At 52.6% G+C, this 18,164-nt stretch carries 14 protein-coding genes, 2 tRNA genes and 3 other RNA genes; 11 read left to right on the top strand and 8 right to left on the bottom strand.

Translation table 11 applies throughout. The annotated features are described in order from the left end of the window. The first annotated feature begins 42 nt into the window (after positions 1-42). The 6 genes from purU to HV243_RS11360 all read left to right on the top strand — a co-directional run bounded on the left by purU (position 43) and on the right by HV243_RS11360 (position 1,775). Positions 43-885, top strand: coding sequence for a formyltetrahydrofolate deformylase (gene purU, locus HV243_RS11385; protein ID WP_016153278.1), 843 nt, complete (start codon positions 43-45; stop codon positions 883-885). Between the two features lie 156 nt (positions 886-1,041). Next, positions 1,042-1,126 (top strand) — tRNA-Tyr (locus HV243_RS11380). A gap of 36 nt (positions 1,127-1,162) precedes the next feature. Beyond that, positions 1,163-1,247: transfer RNA gene (locus HV243_RS11375), tRNA-Tyr, on the top strand. Positions 1,248-1,291: 44 nt separating this feature from the next. Next, positions 1,292-1,423, top strand: a non-coding RNA gene (locus tag HV243_RS11370) — RtT sRNA. A 44-nt stretch (positions 1,424-1,467) separates the two neighbouring features. Beyond that, a non-coding RNA gene (locus HV243_RS11365) (RtT sRNA) lies at positions 1,468-1,599 on the top strand. 44 nt (positions 1,600-1,643) lie between these two features. Next, positions 1,644-1,775: non-coding RNA, RtT sRNA (locus HV243_RS11360), on the top strand. Between the two features lie 154 nt (positions 1,776-1,929). On the opposite strand, the gene narI is transcribed toward HV243_RS11360, so the two are convergent. From narI to HV243_RS11335, 5 genes are all read right to left on the bottom strand, one after another. Then, positions 1,930-2,607, bottom strand: coding sequence for a respiratory nitrate reductase subunit gamma (narI, locus tag HV243_RS11355; RefSeq protein ID WP_016153281.1), 678 nt, complete (start codon positions 2,605-2,607; stop codon positions 1,930-1,932). Further along, positions 2,607-3,317: a nitrate reductase molybdenum cofactor assembly chaperone gene (narJ, locus tag HV243_RS11350; protein WP_016153282.1), complete on the bottom strand. Its 711-nt coding sequence runs from the start codon at positions 3,315-3,317 to the stop codon at positions 2,607-2,609. Before narJ ends, narI begins: the two co-directional genes overlap by 1 nt. Beyond that, positions 3,314-4,852, bottom strand: coding sequence for a nitrate reductase subunit beta (gene narH / locus HV243_RS11345; protein ID WP_053390080.1), 1,539 nt, complete (start codon positions 4,850-4,852; stop codon positions 3,314-3,316). The genes narJ and narH overlap by 4 nt, the downstream gene beginning before the upstream one ends. Then, positions 4,849-8,592 carry a nitrate reductase subunit alpha gene (locus tag HV243_RS11340; protein ID WP_047358964.1) on the bottom strand — a complete coding sequence of 1,248 codons (3,744 nt, stop codon included), beginning with the start codon at positions 8,590-8,592 and terminating at the stop codon, positions 4,849-4,851. Before HV243_RS11340 ends, narH begins: the two co-directional genes overlap by 4 nt. A gap of 395 nt (positions 8,593-8,987) precedes the next feature. Next, positions 8,988-10,379 (bottom strand): NarK family nitrate/nitrite MFS transporter, encoded by a 1,392-nt coding sequence (locus HV243_RS11335; RefSeq protein ID WP_016153284.1) that lies wholly within the window; start codon positions 10,377-10,379, stop codon positions 8,988-8,990. 340 nt (positions 10,380-10,719) lie between these two features. Here HV243_RS11335 and narX point away from each other — a divergent pair, with 340 nt between their 5' ends. Together narX and narL are read left to right on the top strand one after the other, a co-directional pair. After that, positions 10,720-12,516 (top strand): nitrate/nitrite two-component system sensor histidine kinase NarX, encoded by a 1,797-nt coding sequence (gene narX, locus HV243_RS11330; RefSeq protein ID WP_053390081.1) that lies wholly within the window; start codon positions 10,720-10,722, stop codon positions 12,514-12,516. After that, positions 12,509-13,159: a two-component system response regulator NarL gene (narL, locus tag HV243_RS11325; protein ID WP_003020756.1), complete on the top strand. Its 651-nt coding sequence runs from the start codon at positions 12,509-12,511 to the stop codon at positions 13,157-13,159. Before narX ends, narL begins: the two co-directional genes overlap by 8 nt. A gap of 21 nt (positions 13,160-13,180) precedes the next feature. Here narL and HV243_RS11320 read toward each other — a convergent pair whose 3' ends face one another. After that, on the bottom strand, positions 13,181-14,566 hold the full coding sequence (locus tag HV243_RS11320) for a YchO/YchP family invasin (RefSeq protein ID WP_072161095.1): 1,386 nt from the start codon (positions 14,564-14,566) through the stop codon (positions 13,181-13,183). 175 nt (positions 14,567-14,741) lie between these two features. Between HV243_RS11320 and HV243_RS11315 the strand changes: the two genes are divergently transcribed. After that, positions 14,742-15,095 carry a DsrE/DsrF/TusD sulfur relay family protein gene (locus HV243_RS11315; RefSeq protein WP_049042858.1) on the top strand — a complete coding sequence of 118 codons (354 nt, stop codon included), beginning with the start codon at positions 14,742-14,744 and terminating at the stop codon, positions 15,093-15,095. A gap of 262 nt (positions 15,096-15,357) precedes the next feature. Further along, positions 15,358-15,603 (top strand): DUF1883 domain-containing protein, encoded by a 246-nt coding sequence (locus tag HV243_RS11310; protein WP_003833405.1) that lies wholly within the window; start codon positions 15,358-15,360, stop codon positions 15,601-15,603. A gap of 54 nt (positions 15,604-15,657) precedes the next feature. Here HV243_RS11310 and HV243_RS11305 read toward each other — a convergent pair whose 3' ends face one another. Together HV243_RS11305 and chaB are read right to left on the bottom strand one after the other, a co-directional pair. Beyond that, positions 15,658-16,353 (bottom strand): gamma-glutamylcyclotransferase, encoded by a 696-nt coding sequence (locus tag HV243_RS11305; RefSeq protein WP_016156738.1) that lies wholly within the window; start codon positions 16,351-16,353, stop codon positions 15,658-15,660. 196 nt (positions 16,354-16,549) lie between these two features. Beyond that, positions 16,550-16,780, bottom strand: coding sequence for a putative cation transport regulator ChaB (chaB, locus tag HV243_RS11300; protein ID WP_016153288.1), 231 nt, complete (start codon positions 16,778-16,780; stop codon positions 16,550-16,552). Positions 16,781-17,055: 275 nt separating this feature from the next. On the opposite strand from chaB, the gene chaA reads away from it, so the two are divergent. Continuing rightward, the gene (gene chaA / locus HV243_RS11295) at positions 17,056-18,156 is read left to right on the top strand and encodes a sodium-potassium/proton antiporter ChaA (RefSeq protein WP_049269389.1); all 1,101 of its coding nucleotides are present in this window, start codon (positions 17,056-17,058) and stop codon (positions 18,154-18,156) included. Positions 18,157-18,164: the final 8 nt, after the last annotated feature.

The raw sequence follows: 18,164 nt of genomic DNA, 5'->3' as shown, positions 1-18,164 counted from the left end.
GTATCAATTTTGCAAACATTCTCAACAGGATCACCGCTGCAAATGCATTCATTACAACGAAAAGTGCTGCGTACTATTTGTCCGGACCAAAAAGGTCTGATCGCGCGCATTACGAATATCTGTTACAAGCATGAACTGAACATCGTGCAGAACAATGAGTTCGTGGACCACCGGACCGGGCGCTTTTTTATGCGTACCGAACTGGAGGGTATTTTTAACGACGTCACGCTGCTTGCCGATCTGGATAGTGCCCTTCCAGATGGATCCATTCGTGAATTAACGCCAGCAGGACGCCGCCGTATCGTCATTTTGGTCACCAAGGAAGCACATTGTCTGGGTGACCTGTTAATGAAGGCCAATTATGGCGGGCTGGATGTTGAAATCGCCGCTGTGATCGGCAACCACGAGACGCTGCGACCTTTGGTTGAACGGTTTGATATCCCGTTTGAGCTGGTCAGCCACGAAGGTTTAACGCGTGACGAACATGACCTGAAAATGGCCGACGCTATCGACGCGCACCAACCTGACTATGTCGTGCTGGCAAAATACATGCGCGTTCTAACACCAACGTTTGTTTCACGCTTCCCGAATAAGATTATCAATATTCACCATTCATTCCTGCCAGCGTTTATTGGCGCTCGCCCTTACCATCAGGCTTATGAGCGCGGTGTGAAGATCATCGGTGCAACAGCCCACTACGTGAATGATAACCTCGATGAAGGCCCAATCATTATGCAGGACGTAATTCATGTGGATCACACCTACACCGCGGAAGACATGATGCGTGCGGGTCGCGACGTTGAGAAAAATGTATTAAGCCGCGCGCTGTATCAGGTTCTGGCTCAACGCGTCTTTGTTTACGGTAACCGAACGATTATTCTGTAATCGATTGATAATTGAATTGGTTACCTTTACATCTTTACGCGTAAAAATCAGGCAACCAGTTCTTTTTTATCAACGGAATACTTTACAGGGGCGCATCATTTGATATGATGCGCCCCGCTTCCAACGGAAGCAGGCCAGTAACTAGCATTACCCCGTGGTGGGGTTCCCGAGCGGCCAAAGGGAGCAGACTGTAAATCTGCCGTCATCGACTTCGAAGGTTCGAATCCTTCCCCCACCACCATTCATTCCGATAGATTCATAAAATTAGTATACCCCTGGTGGGGTTCCCGAGCGGCCAAAGGGAGCAGACTGTAAATCTGCCGTCATCGACTTCGAAGGTTCGAATCCTTCCCCCACCACCATCACCTCATAAAGCACCAGCATCCAATCCATCTGTAATGTCTCATATTCTGCCCAAGCGGGAAGGATGAGAAGCTTCGACTAAGGTTCGATTCGAGCGTTAGCGAGAAAGCGTTGCCGCAGGTAACGACCCGAAGGGCGAAGCGCACCGCGCTGAGTAATCCTTCCCCCACCACCATCACCTCATAAAGCACCTGTATCAAATCCATCTGTTATGCCTCATATTCTGCCCGGACGGGAAGGATGAGAAGCTTCGACTAAGGTTCGATTCGAGCGTTAGCGAGAAAGCGTTGCCGCAGGCAACGACCCGAAGGGCGAAGCGCACCGCGCTGAGTAATCCTTCCCCCACCACCATCACCTCATAAAGCACCAGCATCCAATCCATCTGTAATGTCTCATATTCTGCCCAAGCGGGAAGGATGAGAAGCTTCGACTAAGGTTCGATTCGAGCGTTAGCGAGAAAGCGTTGCCGCAGGTAACGACCCGAAGGGCGAAGCGCACCGCGTTGAGTAATCCTTCCCCCACCACCATCACTTCATAAAGCACCAGCATCCCATCCATCTGTAATGTCCCTCGATCAAGCCCAATTCGGGTCGGCAATTTGCCTGATGCACAATGCTTATCCGGCAATTAGTCGTAAAAAAACCCCGCCGGAGCGGGGTTTTGTCTTACACAGATAACCGATTAATGACGCGCACGAACAATCTGGTATTTGCGCGTCAGATATTCGACCGGAACGCTCCATATGTGCACCAGACGCGAGAACGGGAACAACAGGAACAGCGTCATACCCAGCACCAGGTGCATACGGAAAATGAACGCAACGCCATCCAGATATTGAGACGCACCACCCTGGAAGGTCACCACTGTCTGCGCCCAGTTCACCAGCTTCATCATCTCGCTGCCGTCCATATGCTGGGCGGAGAACGGAATGGTCAGCAGGCCCAGAGCGCACTGGATCACCAGCAGGGAGAGGATCAGAATGTCCGCTCCGGTAGTGGTCGCCCGCACACGTGGGCTGAACAGGCGGCGTTTCAGCAGCAGAACGCCGCCAATCAAACACATCACACCACTGGCACCACCCGCGAACATCGCCATCTTTTGTTTCACTTCAAGCGGCAGCCACGCTTCATACATCCAGTGTGGTGTCAGCATGCCAAGGAAGTGCCCGGCAAAAATCCCCAGGATCCCGATGTGGAACAGGTTTGACGCCAGGTTCATCCCTTTGCGATCCAGCATCTGACTGGAAGCCGCGCGCCAGGTATACTGCCCATAGTCATAACGCAGCCAACTGCCAATCAGAAAGACAGAACCCGCGATGTATGGATAGATGTCAAAGAAGAACGTATTCAGGAAGTGCATTATTGCTGTCCTCCGGTGGTGATATTCAGATACTGCGGCGCAACAGCCCCGGCAAAACGACGCTGGTGAGCGGAAATTTCCGACTCACCACACCCCTGATCGGCGAAGAATTTCACCTGCTCTTCTTCCCAGACCGCATCCAGCGCTTGTGGGGTATCGTCACGCGCTTCATCTGCAATTTTTTCAGCCACTTTATCGCTGTCGATAACGGTATTCGCCAGTTTTAACAGCAGATCGAACAGCACCGCATAACGGCTTTCACGCTGTTGCAAGCGAGCGCTGAGCAGCGCCAGAATCGGCGCAATATCCTGTAACCCCCCTAATGCTTCGCTTTTCGGCAACTGCGCAAGGTATTCCAGATACAGCGGCAGATGATCGGGAAGTTCGCGGCTGTCGAGCTGCAGACCGTGCTGTTCATACTGCGCCATCAGGTCAACCATAGCCTGACCACGATCGCGGGACTCGCCGTGTACATGTTCAAACAGCAACAACGAGGTGGCGCGGCCACGGTCAAACAGTTCGCTATAGCTTGCCTGCACATCCAGCATGTCCTGCGCGGTGAGATCGCGCAGGAAAATGCCCAGAGTCTGGGCATCCTCTTTATCCAGGTTCTCAGATGACGCGAGTGCATCGAAAAGTTCCTGCTGATGCTGCCACAAGGCAGCATCCGGGTACTCGAGCAGACGCGAAACAATGACAAGTTCAATCATTGGTGCGGCTCCGTTTTGCTGGTCACATCGACAGCGTCGATGCGGCGGCTGTTGAACAGATTGAATTTAGTATCAGAACCGTGGCAACCGTCACCGAAGGTAAAGCCACAACCGCTTTTCTCCGGGAACGCGTCACGCGCCAGTTCACGATGGCTGCTCGGTACCACGAAACGATCTTCGTAGTTAGCAATCGCCAGATAACGATACATTTCCTGTGCCTGCGCTTCGCTTAAGCCCACCTCTTCCAGCGCACGGGTATCAATTTTACCGTCAACGGTTTCCGCACGTTTGTAGTGACGCATCGCAAGCATACGTTTCAGCGCCAACAGTACCGGCTGAGTGTCGCCTGCGGTCAGCAGGTTCGCCAGGTACTGAACCGGGATACGCAGACTGTCAACGTCCGGCAGAATACCGTTGCTGCCCAGCTCACCCGCATCGGCGGCAGACTGGATCGGTGACAAAGGCGGCACGTACCAGACCATCGGTAGCGTGCGGTATTCCGGATGCAGCGGCAGCGCCAGCTTCCAGTCCATCGCCATTTTGTAAACCGGCGACTGCTGTGCAGCATCAATGACGCTCAACGGAATACCATCTTTCAGCGCTTGTTCAATAACAGCCGGATCGTTTGGATCGAGGAACACGTCCAGTTGACGCTGATACAGATCTTTCTCGTGCTCCGTGCTTGCCGCACTTTCAATCGCATCTGCGTCGTACAGCAGTACGCCGAGGTAACGAATACGGCCTACGCAGGTTTCGGAACAAACGGTCGGCTGACCGGCTTCGATACGCGGGTAGCAGAAAATGCACTTCTCAGATTTCCCGCTCTTCCAGTTGAAGTAGATCTTCTTATACGGGCAGCCAGTGATACACATACGCCAACCGCGGCATTTATCCTGGTCGATCAGCACGATGCCATCTTCTTCACGCTTGTAGATAGCGCCGCTTGGGCAGGTCGCCACGCACGCCGGGTTAAGGCAATGCTCACACAAACGCGGCAGATACATCATGAAGGTATTTTCGAACTGACCGTACATCGCCTTCTGCATGTTTTCGAAGTTCTGGTCTTTGGCGCGTTTTTCGAACTCGCCCCCCAGAATTTCTTCCCAGTTCGGACCGCTGGTGATTTTATCCATCCGCTGACCGGTGATCAGCGAACGCGGACGGGCAATCGGCTGCGCCTTACTGTCTGCTGGGGCGTTGTGCAACGTTTGGTAGTCAAAATCAAACGGCTCATAGTAATCATCCATGCCCGGCAGATGCGGGTTAGCAAAGATTTTACCCAGCAGCAGTGCTTTGTTACCCATGCGCGGCTGCAGTTTGCCGTTGATTTTACGGATCCAACCGCCCTTCCATTTTTCCTGGTTTTCCCAGTCGTTCGGGAAGCCAACGCCAGGCTTACTTTCGACGTTGTTGAACCAGGCGTACTCCATACCCTCACGGCTGGTCCAGACGTTTTTACAGGTCACTGAACAGGTGTGGCAGCCGATGCACTTATCGAGATTCAGCACCATGCCGACTTGTGAACGAATTTTCATTTTACGCTCTCCTGTACCTGGTCATTGCCTTCGCCATCCAACCAGTTAATGTTCTTCATCTTACGTACAACTACGAACTCATCGCGGTTTGAACCGACGGTACCGTAGTAGTTAAAGCCGTATGCCAGTTGCGCATAACCACCGATCATGTGAGTTGGTTTCGGCGTAATACGAGTTACCGAGTTGTGGATCCCGCCGCGCTGCTGGGTGATTTCAGAACCCGGCAGGTTAACAATACGTTCCTGCGCGTGGTACATCATGGTCATCCCGGCCGGCACACGCTGGCTGACAACTGCACGCGCCGTCAGCGCCCCGTTGCTGTTGAAGACTTCGATCCAGTCGTTATCTTCGATACCCAGATCCTTCGCATCAACTTCGCTCATCCACACAATCGGACCACCGCGAGACAGCGTCAGCATCAGCAGGTTGTCGCTGTAGGTGGAGTGGATACCCCATTTCTGGTGCGGCGTCAGGAAGTTGAGCGCTTTTTCCGGGTTACCGTTAGATTTCTCGCCGATCACCGCTTTCACCGAACGGGTGTCGATTGGCGGACGATACACCAGCAGGCTCTCACCGAAGTCACGCATCCACTGGTGATCCTGATACAACTGCTGGCGACCAGACAGCGTACGCCATGGGATCAGCTCATGAACGTTGGTATAACCGGCGTTATAAGACACATGTTCATCTTCCAGACCTGACCAGGTCGGACTGGAGATAATTTTGCGCGGCTGCGCCTGGATGTCACGGAAACGAATTTTTTCGTCTTCTTTATTCAGCGCCAGATGCGTATGGTCACGACCGGTAAATTCACTCAGCGCCGCCCAGGCTTTAACGGCAACCTGACCGTTAGTTTCCGGAGCCAGCGTCAGGATCATCTCAGCAGCATCAATTGCGGTATCCAGCATCGGTTGGCCTTTCGCCGGACCGTCAGCCTTGGTGTAGTTGAGCTTACGCAGCAGATCCATTTCGCTCTGGGTGTTCCAGGCAATCCCTTTACCGCCGTTACCGATTTTTTCCATCAGCGGACCGATGGAGGTGAAACGCTCGTACGTTGCCGGATAATCACGCTCAACGGTCATGATGTGCGGTGCCGTAACACCTGGAATCAGGTCGCATTCCCCTTTTTTCCAGTCCTTCACGTCCAGCGGCTGCGCCAGTTCAGCGGCGGAGTCGTGCTGAATCGGCAGCGTAACGACGTCGGTTTCTTTACCGAGGTGGCCCACACAAACTTCAGAGAATTTCTTGGCGATGGCTTTATAGATTTCCCAGTCGCTCTTCGATTCCCAGGCCGGGTCAACGGCCGCAGACAGAGGATGAATAAACGGATGCATATCCGAGGTATTCATGTCGTCTTTTTCATACCAGGTAGCGGTCGGCAGCACGATATCGGAATACAGACAGGTACTCGACAGGCGGAAGTCCAGCGTAACGACCAGATCCAGTTTGCCGTCCAGTCCGTTATCCTGCCATTCCACTTCTTCTGGCTTCACGCCGCTCTGCTGGCCGAGATCTTTGCCCTGAATACCATGTTCAGTACCCAGCAGATACTTGAGCATGTACTCGTGGCCTTTACCGGAAGAACCGAGTAGGTTTGAACGCCAGATAAACAGGTTACGCGGATGGTTTTTACCGTTTTCCGGCTGCTCTGCCGCAAAGCGAATAGAACCTTCTTTCAGGGATTTAACGGTGTAGTCCACCGGCGTCATACCTGCTTTCTGCGCTTCTTTCGCGATATACAGCGGGTTAGTCCCTAACTGCGGCGCCGACGGTAACCAGCCCATACGTTCAGCGCGAACGTTAAAGTCAATCAAATGACCGCTATAGCGGGATTTGTCTGCCATCGGGGACAGCAGTTCCTGCGCAGTCACCGTCTCATAGCGCCATTGGCTGGAGTGGTTATAGAAGTAGGAGGTGCTGTTCATATGACGAGGCGGACGCTGCCAGTCAAGAGCAAACGCAAGCGGCTGCCAGCCGGTTTGCGGACGCAGTTTTTCCTGCCCTACGTAGTGGGCCCAGCCGCCGCCGCTCTGGCCGATACAGCCACAGAACACCAGCATATTGATCAGGCCACGATAGTTCATATCGAGGTGGTACCAGTGGTTCAAACCGGCGCCGACGATAATCATCGAACGACCGTGCGTTTTATCTGCGTTATCCGCAAATTCACGGGCAATGCGCACAATCTGAGAACGTGATACGCCTGTAATTTTTTCTGCCCACGCTGGCGTGTACGCTTTCACGTCATCGTAGCTGGTCGCGCAGTTTTCATCGTTCAGACCACGTTCCAGGCCGTAGTTAGCCATAGTCAGATCGTAAACGGTGGTCACCAGCGCCGTAGAGCCATCGGCCAGTTGCAGGCGTTTAACGGGCAATTTATGCAGCAGAATGTTTTCCAGTTCGACTTTGCTGAAGTGCTCGGTGCCTTCGCCACCAAAGTACGGGAAGCCCACTTCAGCGATATCATCCTGGCTACCCAGCAGGCTGAGCTGCAGTTCAGTTTCATCACCGGACGTGCCGTCGCGCTGCTCAAGGTTCCATTTGCCTTTTTCGCCCCAACGGAAACCAATTGAACCGTTCGGCGCAACCATTTCGCCGTTGCTGTTGATAGCGACAGTTTTCCATTCCGGGTTATTTTCCTGGCCCAGAGAGTCAACCAGATCCGCAGCACGCAGCATACGACCAGCAGCATAGTAGCCGTCGCGCTCTTCGAGCATCACCAGCATTGGCATGTCGGTATAACGACGAACGTAGTCGGTGAAATATTGGCTCGGGTTATCGAGGTGGAACTCGCGCAGCATGACATGACCCATCGCCATTGCCATCGCCGCATCGGTTCCCTGCTTCGGAGCCAGCCACAGGTCGCACAGTTTGGCGATTTCTGCGTAGTCCGGGGTAATTGCTACTGTTTTGGTGCCTTTGTAACGAACTTCAGTAAAGAAGTGCGCATCCGGGGTACGGGTCTGCGGTACGTTAGAGCCCCATGCCAGAATGTAGCTGGAGTTATACCAGTCGGCAGATTCCGGTACGTCGGTCTGCTCGCCCCAGGTCTGCGGGGAAGCTGGCGGCAGGTCACAGTACCAGTCATAGAAGCTCAGGCAGGTCCCGCCAATCAGCGACATATAACGTGCGCCGGACGCATAAGAAACCATCGACATCGCGGGGATCGGCGAGAAGCCTGCGACGCGGTCAGGACCATAGGTTTTGATGGTGTAAACGTTAGATGCGGCAATCAGCTCATTCACTTCCTGCCAGGAAGAACGAACGAATCCACCACGACCACGCGCTTGTTTGAAGCTTTTTGCTTTATCGGCGTCTTCGATAATGGATGCCCATGCATCTACCGGATCGCTGTGCAGTCTTTTTGCTTCACGCCACATCTTCATCAGACGTTTACGCATCAGCGGGTATTTCAGACGGTTAGCGCTGTAGAGATACCATGAATAGCTTGCACCACGCGGGCAGCCGCGAGGCTCGTGGTTGGGCATATCTGGACGAGTGCGTGGGTAGTCAGTTTGCTGGGTTTCCCAGGTCACCAGACCATTTTTCACATAGATTTTCCAGCTGCATGAGCCAGTGCAGTTTACACCGTGGGTTGAACGCACGATTTTGTCATGCTGCCAACGCTGGCGGTATCCATCCTCCCAGTCCCTGTTGGTATTGAGAAGCTGGCCGTGCCCATCGGCAAAGGTTTCGCCCTTCTGCTTGAAGTAGCGAAACCGGTCCAGGAATTTACTCATCGGTTTTCTCCTGTAGGAGCCTGACGGCTCTCTGATAAATCGACATTGCTTGATTGAGAGCGAAGGTAACGCTCTGAAAGGGCGTGAGAATTGATAACGATCAAGGCAGGCAGGGATGAAAATTAAGGGTCGATTTTCACATACCCCCTTAGTGGGATATCGATAAATCAATCAACATATTGAATTTTATTGAGTTTTTTAAACTCACTTATCATACAAATGTTAAATTCTTTATAAGTGGGTATTAAGGGGTATCCCCCCTGTTTAGCATATTACGAGCACCGTTCTAACAGGCTGTTGTCGCGTCACAATATAAAAGTATGTTGTAACTAATGGCGGGCAAAAAAAAGCGCGGTCTAACACCGCGCAATGGATAATCAACAGTTACTACTTTTTTACTTTTTAGAATGACGTCCGTACACCGCCCAGGTGATAACCACACAGGCGACATAGAAGATCAGGAATACTTTCATCGCATCGACCGGAGAGCCAGTTAATGCCAGGGACGTACCGAATGCTTTCGGGATAAAGAAGCCACCGATCGCACCAATAGCTGAGATAAAACCCAGCGCCGCCGCGGTGTCGGTCGCCGCCTCGCGCATCGCTTTCTCTTCTGAACCGCCTTCAGCTTTCACTCTGTCCATCGTCAGCTTGCGAAAGATAACAGAGATCATCTGGAAGGTTGAACCACTCCCCAGACCAGCCGTCAGGAACAGCGCCAGGAACACCGCAAAGAAGGCGATAAAGTTGCCACCGACACCGTTTGATGGCAGCGTCAGGAACAGTAAGGCACTGAAAATAGCCATCAGCACGAAGTTCACCAGCGTTACGCGGGTCCCCCCCAGTCGGTCAGAGATTGCGCCGCCTGCTGAACGAGCCAGAGCGCCAATCAACGGTCCAAAGAAGGCGTAATGCAGGATCTGTACCTCAGGAAACTGCGTTTTTGACAGCATCGCGAAACCGGCAGAGAAACCGATAAATGAACCGAAGGTTGCCAGATACAGCAGGCTCATAATCCACAGGTGCCCGCGTTTCAGCACCGGCAGCTGCTCTTTCAGCGAAGCTTTTGAGGTTGCCAGTTCATTCATACCAAACCATGCGGCCAGAGTTAATACAGCCAGGAACGGGACCCAAATCCATGCAGCGTTTGCCAGATACAGCTGCGTACCATCCGGTTGTTCAACACCCTGGCTGCCAAATGCGGCAAAGATTGACAGTGAAACCACCAGCGGAGCGACCAACTGCATCACGCTGACGCCCATGTTACCCAAACCACCGTTCAGACCCAGCGCGCCGCCCTGTTTCTGTTTTGGAAAGAAGAAGCTGATGTTTGCCATGCTGGAGGCAAAGTTCGCACCGGCAAAACCGCACAACAGGGAGATAATGATAAAGGTACTAAATGGCGTGGAGGTATCCTGCACCGCAAAACCTAGCCATACGCAAGGAATGATCAGGATACCGGTGCTGAACGCCGTCCAGCGACGTCCACCAAACAGGGGGACCATAAAGGAGTACGGTACACGCAGCAGCGCGCCGGACACCGAAGGTAATGCCGTCAGCATGAACAGTTGTTCAGTGGTGAAATCAAATCCGACTTTCGGTAAGTTCACCGCCACGGCGCTAAATAACATCCACACGCAAAACGCCAGCAGCAAACAAGGGACGGAAATCCACAGGTTACGGCTGGCGATTCGATGACCACGCTGCTGCCAGAAGGCGGGATCTTCCGGCCGCCATTCAGTAATTACAGCTCCAGATGCCCTTTCCGGGGCAGATGAGTGACTCATAGACACCTCTGATACTTGTTTCGATGCCTGCCACATTAGGGTTTACAGCTGGAGGTAAGTTGATATAAATCAAAGGAAAAGGTGTCATTATTGATGCCTGAAATTTATCATCATCCTAAATGAGTACATAACTTCGGTAAAAAAGATGTGGTTTTTCACGCTTCTGTCGTCCCCTACTCCCCCTCGTTTAGGATCTCTCCCTCTGGCGGCAATTAAGGGGTAGCCCGTTTGAGGTATGGGTATACTCCAGTGTATCGCCGAGAATAACGCCACTGCCTGCAGCAGAATCGTCATTCAATAAGGTTTTCGGTTTTACGAAAACCCGAAGGAACAAGTCACCATGTTTAAACGTTGTCTTTCCCCGCTTACGCTGGTCAACCAGGTGGCGCTGATTGTTTTATTGTCTACTGCCATCGGCGTGGCGGGTATGGCAGTCTCTGGCTGGCTGGTTCAGGGCGTTCAGGGTAGCGCGCATGCAATCAACAAAGCGGGATCGCTACGCATGCAAAGCTATCGCCTGCTGGCGGCCATACCGCTGGACGCCAACGATCAACCACTGCTGGATGAAATGGAGCAAACGGCGTTTAGCCCGGAATTGACGCGTGCCGCGCAGCGTGACGGACAACAGGCGCAATTAAAAGCCTTACAGGATTACTGGCACACCAAACTGGCACCGGGGCTTGCGCATGCACAAACGCCTGATGCGGTAGCGCAGGATGTCAGGCGCTTTGTGGGCGGACTGGATAAGCTGGTCACCGCCTTTGACCATACCACCGAGTTACGCATTGAACGCGTCGTTCTGCTGCATCGCCTGATGGCCGTATTTATGGCATTGCTGCTGGTCTTCACCATTATCTGGCTACGCGTGCGCCTGTTACAGCCGTGGAAACAACTGCTGGCGATGGCGCGAGCCGTCAGTCAACGTGATTTTACCCAACGCGCACATATCAGTGGGCGTAATGAGATGGCAGCGCTGGGCTCGGCGCTGAATAATATGTCGGAAGAACTGGCCGAAAGTTACGCGGTGCTGGAACAGCGGGTACAGGAGAAAACGGCGGGTCTGGAGCACAAAAATCAGATCCTCTCTTTCCTGTGGCAAGCCAACCGCCGCCTGCACTCTCAGGTGCCGTTGTGCGAACGCCTCTCTCCGGTACTGAACGGTCTGCAAAATTTGACCCTGCTGCATGATATTGAACTGCGGGTCTATGACCTGGAAGATGAAGATAATCATCAGGAATTTACCTGCCAGTCCAATGTCAGCTGTGATGAGAAAGGCTGCCATTTGTGTCCGCGCGGTACGCTACCCGCCATTGACGGCGGTATCACACTGAAATGGCGGCTAACCGACGCCCATACTCAGTATGGTATCCTGCTCGCGACTTTGCCGTACGGACGCCATCTCAGCCACGATCAGCAGCAACTGGTTGATACCCTGGTTGAGCAACTGACCGCAACGCTTGCACTCGACAGGCATCAGGAGCGTCAGCAGCAGTTGATCGTGATGGAAGAGCGTGCCACCATTGCGCGCGAACTTCATGATTCTATTGCACAATCGCTCTCCTGTATGAAGATGCAGGTGAGCTGTTTGCAGATGCAGGGCGATGCGCTTTCAGATAACTGCCGCGAGCTGCTCAGTCAGATTCGTAACGAGCTAAACGCCTCCTGGGCGCAACTGCGCGAGCTGTTAACGACCTTCCGTTTACAGCTGACGGAACCTGGATTGAGACCGGCGCTGGAAGCCAGCTGTCAGGAATACAGCGCGCGTTTTGGCTTTACGGTTAAGCTGGATTATCAGCTGCCACCGCGTCTGGTCCCTTCGCATCAGGCGATTCACCTGCTACAAATTGCGCGCGAAGCCCTGAGCAACGCCCTCAAACACTCTCAGGCCGATGAAGTAGTCGTGACGGTGGTGCAAAATGGTAAGCAGATCAAACTTACAGTGCAAGATAACGGCTGCGGCGTACCGGAAAACGCCGAACGCAGTAACCACTACGGCATGATAATCATGCGCGACCGTGCGCAGAGCTTGCGCGGCGATTGCCGTGTACGCCGTCGCGAGACAGGCGGTACTGAAGTTGCTGTCACTTTTATTCCCGAAACAAACTTCACAGAAGTCCAAGGAGATACCCATGAGTAATCTGGAACCGGCAACCATCCTGTTGATCGACGATCATCCGATGCTGCGAACCGGTGTAAAACAGCTTGTCAGCATGGCGCCCGATATCACCGTTGTCGGCGAAGCCAGCAATGGTGAGCAGGGTATCGAGCTGGCAGAATCCCTTGATCCCGATCTGATCCTTCTTGATCTCAACATGCCCGGCATGAACGGTCTGGAAACACTCGACAAGCTGCGTGAGAAATCACTGTCAGGCCGTATCGTCGTGTTTAGCGTATCCAACCATGAAGAAGACGTGGTTACTGCACTGAAGCGCGGTGCCGACGGTTATCTACTGAAAGATATGGAGCCGGAAGATTTGCTGAAAGCATTGCAGCAAGCGGCTGCCGGTGAAATGGTGCTGAGCGAAGCCTTAACGCCGGTTCTGGCCGCCAGCCTACGCGCCAATCGTGCAACGTCCGACCGTGATGTTACTCAACTGACGCCGCGCGAACGCGATATTCTTAAGCTCATCGCCCAGGGCCTGCCTAACAAGATGATCGCCCGCCGCCTGGACATCACCGAAAGCACGGTAAAAGTTCACGTGAAGCATATGCTGAAGAAAATGAAGCTCAAATCACGTGTTGAAGCCGCGGTATGGGTGCACCAGGAACGTATTTTCTGATAACGCGCGCATGCGTCATTGTTAACGAGGATCATTTTCCGAAACGGTAGTAAACGGTTCGGTCAGTGATAGCGTGATCTCATTGGAAGAGACACGCTGGCCCTGCTCATCTTCTACCACCACAGACAACCGCCAGCGGTTCGTCGCACCTTCTCTGCTGTCCCACTTCGGCATAATAATCGTCCAGCCCTGCGCGCTTCGGTTATTGCTGCCAGCCGTTAAGCTCAACGCCTGAGTATCGCCCTGCCACGTCAGGTGGCGGATCCCATGCAAACTACGCACCTGCAGCTTCAACGCCACCGTCTCTCCCGGTTTGAGATCCCAGGGTGGCGTGGCCAAAAATACCGACAGCGTTTTACGCTGGCGATACTCCAGCGTCGGCAAATTGTTACGCTGCGGATCGTCATAACGACTGCCGCGCAGTGAACGGCTGTTCGCCACCTCACTGACCATCAACTGTTTTTTTAACGGCACGCCAAAACGGTAACTAAGGGTTAAGCCGAGGTTATTCTGGCTGATGCCGCTTTCCCCCTGCTTATGCTGCGCTGTCACCGTGATTAGCGGCACCGGTGTATAGCTCAGCCCGAGGTTCACCGCCACCGGATTGTGATACCCGGTTCCCGAATGAAATAGATCCACCCGGTCGCCAAAATACTGTTCCACGCTGACGCTGGTATTGAGGTGTTGATAGAACGGCATCCGCATTTGCGCGGTCAGATCGTAGCCGCGGGCCATCCGTTGTTGCTGGGTTGCAAAACGATCCTGCCAGGAAGACAACGGTTGATAATAGTTAGCGGATAAGCGCAAATATTCGCCCCACGCCTCTGCGCCGAGGCCTCCGCGGGGCAGATTTTCATCCAGTAAGTTGTCATAAAAGGTGTTGTAACCCAGTAACCAACCGTCGCGTACCCAACGTTGCCCAATCCCCGCATTACTGACTAAGCCGTCGTCCTGTTGCGTCACTCCTAGCTGGCTCCAGGTAAGATAACGTTGATTGTCCTGCCACGGCACAAACCAGCTTCCCCGACTCCCGGTAAAACTGCCTTCGTTATCAACCTGCAAACCGATGCTGGCGTTTCCCCAGGGAGAGAGCCAGGATTCCAGTTGCTGATTCACCTGTTCGCTGACCGTATCACGCACCTGGCCAAACGCGAACTGCTTCGCCTGTTCACCGGTATCAAGCCCGTTATCAGTCATGCTGGCTTCACCAAACGCTTTGACCATTTCGGCAAAATGCTTTTCGCCTGCCCGCGACTCCGGGGCCATGCCAAGATCGGGCAAGCCATCACTATTGTTATCGAAAGGGTTTTCAGCCTGGTGCACAAAGGACGACTGCGCGTTAGCAGTACCGCCTGCCAGCGGCAAGAGTGCGAATATAGCAAGAGAAGAACAGATAATACGGCTCAAATCGTTAGTGGTTTCTTACATCAATTAGCCACAGTGGCATACTTATCTTAAACCATAACGTTTTCAGCGTTGATTTTCAGCCCCTCCCCCTTTTTTCGGCATTATCCTGGCATTGAGAAATAGGTGTAACATACGTGTCGGTTATTAACGCTCACATGCAGTAACAGGAGTAAAAATGCAAAAGATAGTGATCGTCGCGAACGGAGCGGCTTATGGAAGCGAATCGTTATTTAACAGCCTGCGTCTGGCTATCGCCCTGCGCGAACAGGAAGCCGCTCTCGACCTGCGTCTGTTTTTAATGTCTGACGCCGTAACCGCAGGATTACGTGGTCAGAAACCCGCGGAGGGCTACAATATTCAGCAAATGCTGGAGATCCTGACAGCGCAAAATGTTCCGGTAAAACTATGCAAAACCTGCACCGATGGTCGTGGGATCACGGCGCTGCCGTTAATTGATGGAGTGGCCGTCGGCACGCTGGTAGAACTGGCTCAATGGACGCTGGCTGCAGATAAAGTGTTGACCTTCTGATACACCGTTTTCAGGCAAGCGCACTGAAAGTGTCGATAATTTCCGGATTTAATATTTGATGGGCGCGGTTTCGTTGAACGTTAGCACGCCCGTTCAACCCTTTTGAGGTGTTTTGTCACTTTTGTTTAATCGTTATGCCATTTTTTGATCAAAATCAGCATCCTGTTGCTCCCCCTTTGGTGTTATGCAATGAGTAAAATGTGAACAACATCACGCAGCACTTTCGACAGAAAGTACGTTGTTTTCAAGAACGGGGTGAAAAATGGCATTAGTGAAGGCAAGTTTAAAGTTATTTGGTGGCGATACGGTGGTTGTGCGCTGTTCCGAGCGCTGTCACATCCATCTGATGAGCGAAAAAAATCACGTCAAAGACACGCAGTCCGACATCTTAAGCGTGCAGGATCGTGATAACGCATGGTTGACCGTGCCCTATACCGGCGTCTGGAACGTGCTGATCGACAGCCACAGTCAGTCGCTTGAGCATTCGATAAGTTATATTGCAGCCTAAGCGTGACATGCCCGAAAAGCGCCTGGCTTTCGGGCATACAATTCCACGCCGGGTTCAGGCAAACCCAGGCCGCATAACGCCTTCTGGCAGGTTCTCTCCCAACAATCGTTTGACCGTGATCACCAGATCATTAAGACAATCATCCTGCATCCCCAGCTTGACCAGCTCTTGTTCCAGCGAGAACAGATACTGGGCATTGGTGCCTAAAGGTCCGCTGGCCGCGGCAATAAGCGGCGCGATCACCTGCGCGCGCGTGTCTGACTCAAACAGCGGATGGCGCGGATCCATAATAAACACCAGCGCGTTCACCGTACGGCCGTCATCAAGCGCCAGCTGGCACCAGGTCGGCAGATAGCATCCGGTGATCATTTCTCGCTTCCACAACAGAGAAAGCTCTTGTTCCAGCGACGCGTCCGGCAAGCGGTAGGCCACACCGGTGGTACGTCCGCCCTCTTTCAGGGCCAGCATGCGGCCTGGCTGACACGCCGTTCCTCGCCCCGCCGTCAGGCGCAGACAAAATGCACGGTGCCAGCCGACTAATGTGCCGGTACAGGACTCTTCAAACTCTAAGGCCGGGTTCCACATCAACGATCCATAACCGAAGATCCACACCGGTCCATCATCTGGTCGACAAGCGAGCGTAGCGGCCAGTGAGGCTGCACGTTGTTCCGCTGACCAGAGTAGTGATTCTTCAATAGCACCAAATGCCGTCTTACAGTCGGCATTCAATAAAAAATCACGCGTTAACACCTTACACCTCCGCCACTGCTGCTTCCCTGCGACAACTTTTTTGACGCCTTCCGGGCTTTTTTACTGCTCATTTTGAAACCAATAGCTGGACAATAGGCAATTCACCGCTCGCTTGCAAGCCAGTAACCGCGCGGCGTAGCACGATTCGCTAACGCCTGATGCAAGCGAGTTTATAAAGGCATTATAATTGATACTGTTACGTCTTTTTATGCCATTTACCATCATCACCTTTTTGGTAATCATTTTTAACCGCGGCCCACGCGACCTTATGTGCCGTCTCTTCTCGGGTGGCATCGTCACGGCGGTCAGATTTGTCTTTATACTGTTCCCAGGCGCTGTTGAAAGCTTCTTTATAAATGTCCTGAGCATGGGCTGGCAGAACGTGCTGCACGCTGTCAGGCAGATCGCTTTTAGATTTATAGGGCATTGTGAACTCCTCTTTTTAGGCTAAACCTTAAGTGTGGTTAACAATGCGGCGAGACGCCAATAATGGACATTTTTAGAAATTTTCTTTACCTAACCTTCTGTTAATTAAACAGTCTATAAACAAGAAATTGGTTTTTGGCCGCTTTGAGAGGGAAAACAGGTGATGTAGTAAAATTTCGTAAAATGTCACCTACAAAACCACGTTTTCTGTTATTTTTTACATTCTTTAATACTTTTTATAATTATAAATACCTGCAGAGATGGAGAATTAATGCAATGACACAAGCACATGAGGCGGTAAAAACCCGCCACAAGGAGACCTCTCTCGTCTTCCCGATTTTGGCGCTGGTAGTCCTGTTCTTCTGGGGGAGCAGTCAGTCACTACCAGTGGTCATCGGTATTAATGCGCTGGCCCTTATTGGTATATTAAGCAGCGCATTCAGCGTTGTCCGTCATGCGGACGTATTAGCGCATCGACTTGGCGAACCCTACGGGTCGCTGATCCTCAGTTTGTCCGTTGTTATTCTTGAAGTCAGCTTAATCTCCGCATTAATGGCAACCGGCGATGCCGCACCTACGCTCATGCGCGATACGCTGTATTCAATCATTATGATCGTAACCGGGGGTCTGGTCGGTTTTTCATTACTATTAGGTGGCCGTAAATTTGCCACTCAGTATATGAACCTATTTGGTATTAAGCAGTATTTAATCGCCCTGTTCCCACTGGCCATTATTGTACTGGTATTCCCGATGGCGTTGCCGGGGGCAAATTTCACTACCGCGCAGGCGCTGTTGGTGGCGTTAATTTCTGCGGCGATGTACGGCGTATTTTTGCTGATTCAAACTAAAACGCACCAAAGTCTGTTCATTTACGAGCATGAAGACGAGGGTGACGACGACGACCCGCATCACGGTAAGCCGTCAGCGCACAGCAATATGTGGCACGCCGCCTGGCTTATCATTCATCTGATCGCTGTTATCGCCGTGACCAAGATGAACGCCAGCCCGCTTGAGACCTTGCTGACTGAACTGAATGCGCCAGTCGCATTTACGGGTTTCCTGGTCGCGTTACTGATCCTCTCGCCTGAAGGACTGGGCGCACTGAAAGCGGTTCTGAGCAATCAGGTGCAGCGGGCAATGAATTTATTCTTCGGTTCGGTGTTAGCCACAATTTCGCTGACCGTACCGGTGGTGACGCTGATTGCATGGGCAACCGGGAATGATTTGATGTTTGCGCTGGGGGCGCCAGAGATGATTGTGATGGTTTCATCACTGGTTCTGTGTCAGATCTCTTTCTCCACCGGACGCACCAATGTGCTTAACGGTGCAGCGCATCTGGCACTGTTTATCGCCTATCTGATGACAATATTTGCCTGATTATTATT

The sequence above is a fragment of the Citrobacter sp. RHBSTW-00599 genome, from assembly GCF_013784065.1.
GTDB lineage: Bacteria > Pseudomonadota > Gammaproteobacteria > Enterobacterales > Enterobacteriaceae > Citrobacter > Citrobacter braakii.
Note: the sequence above shows the minus strand (reverse complement) of the source record. Positions and strands in the feature narration are given on the sequence as shown.